The sequence below is a fragment of the Corallococcus llansteffanensis genome (assembly GCF_003612055.1).
Lineage (GTDB): Bacteria > Myxococcota > Myxococcia > Myxococcales > Myxococcaceae > Corallococcus > Corallococcus llansteffanensis.
On the sequence record NZ_RAWB01001004.1, the window covers coordinates 1 to 1550 of the forward strand.

Genomic DNA, 1550 nt, shown 5'->3' on the forward strand with positions numbered 1-1550 from the left:
TCGACTGCTCGCCCGCGCACCTGCGCCTCCTCCTGGAAGAGGGCCTGCTGGCGCGCGAGTCCATTCCCCGCCGCGTCCTCGTGGGCGGCGAAGCCGTGGACCCCGCGACGTGGAGCCACCTCGCGGCCAATGAGCGCATGCGTGTCTTCAACGTCTACGGCCCCACCGAGTGCACGGTGGACGCCACCGTGTGCGCCTTCGACGCCTCACCCACGCCCACCATCGGCCGGCCGCTGCCCAACGTGCGCGTCTACGTGCTGGACCGCAATCTCCACCCGGTGCCCACGGGCGTCTCGGGAGAGCTCTTCATCGGTGGCGAAGGCGTGGCGCGCGGCTACCTCGGCCGTCCCGAGTTGACCGCCGACCGCTTCATCCCGGACGCCTTCTCCGAAACCCCGGGGGCGCGGCTGTACCGCACGGGTGACGTCGCCCGGTGGCGGGCCGACGGCATGCTCGACTACCTGGGCCGCGCGGACTTCCAGGTGAAGGTGCGTGGCTTCCGCATCGAGCTGGGTGAAATCGAAGCGACGCTGCTCCAGCACCCGGAGGTACGTGAAGCGGTGGTGCTGGCACGCGAGGACGTGCCCGGCGACAAGCGCCTCGTCGCCTACGTCACCGCGCTCGAAGGCCACTCCCTGGAGGCGGATGCCCTCAAGGCACACCTCAAGCAGCACCTGCCCGAGTACATGGTGCCCTCCGCCTTCCTCGTCCTGGAGGCCCTGCCCCTCAACACCAACGGCAAGGTGGACCGCAAGGCCCTGCCCGCCCCGCTGGGCACCTCGCTCACCTCCAGCTACGTCGCGCCGAGCACGCCCACCGAGGAGCAGCTCGCAGCCCTCTTCACGCAGGTGCTGCGCGTGGAGCGCGTCGGCATCCACGACGACTTCTTCGCGCTCGGAGGCCATTCGCTGTTGGCTACCCAGCTCGTCTCGCGCGTGCGCGCCGCATTCCGGCGCGAACTGCCCCTGCGCGCGTTGTTCGAGGCGCCCACCGTGGCCGCCCTCGCGCAGCGCATCGACTCCGCACAAGCCGCCACCATGCCGGCACCTCGGCGGTTGCCTGGGGCACGCGCCGCCACGGTGCCGATGTCCTTCGCGCAGCAGCGGCTCTGGCTGCTGGATCAGCTCCAGCCCGGGGACGCGTCCTACAACCTGCCCACCGCGCTCCAGCTCACAGGCCAGCTGGATCTGGAGTCCCTGCGCCGCGCCTTCGAGGCCCTCGTCCAACGCCACGAGGCCCTGCGCACCACCTTCCACGAGCACCTGGGCCAGCCCACGCAGACCGTCCACGCCCCCGGTGGCTGGACGCTGCCGCTCGTGGACCTCTCCCCCCTGCCCGACGCACGGCGGGAGGAGGAGGCCCGGCGGCTGGCCGACGAAGAATCACGCCGTCCGTTCCAGCTCTCCACCGGCCCCCTGCTGCGCAGCATGCTGGTGCGGCTGGACGAAGCGTCGCACCTGCTGTTGGTGACGATGCACCACATCGTCTCCGACGGCTGGTCCATGGGCGTGCTCGTCCGCGAGGTCGCTGCCTTCTACGCGGCGTTCACC

The 1550-nt window shown here is 71.1% G+C and carries 1 protein-coding gene; it reads left to right on the forward strand.

The genetic code is table 11. The features are described from left to right. The coding region (locus D7V93_RS42880) for a condensation domain-containing protein (RefSeq protein ID WP_147451680.1) at positions 1–1550 on the forward strand (1550 nt) is incomplete at both ends.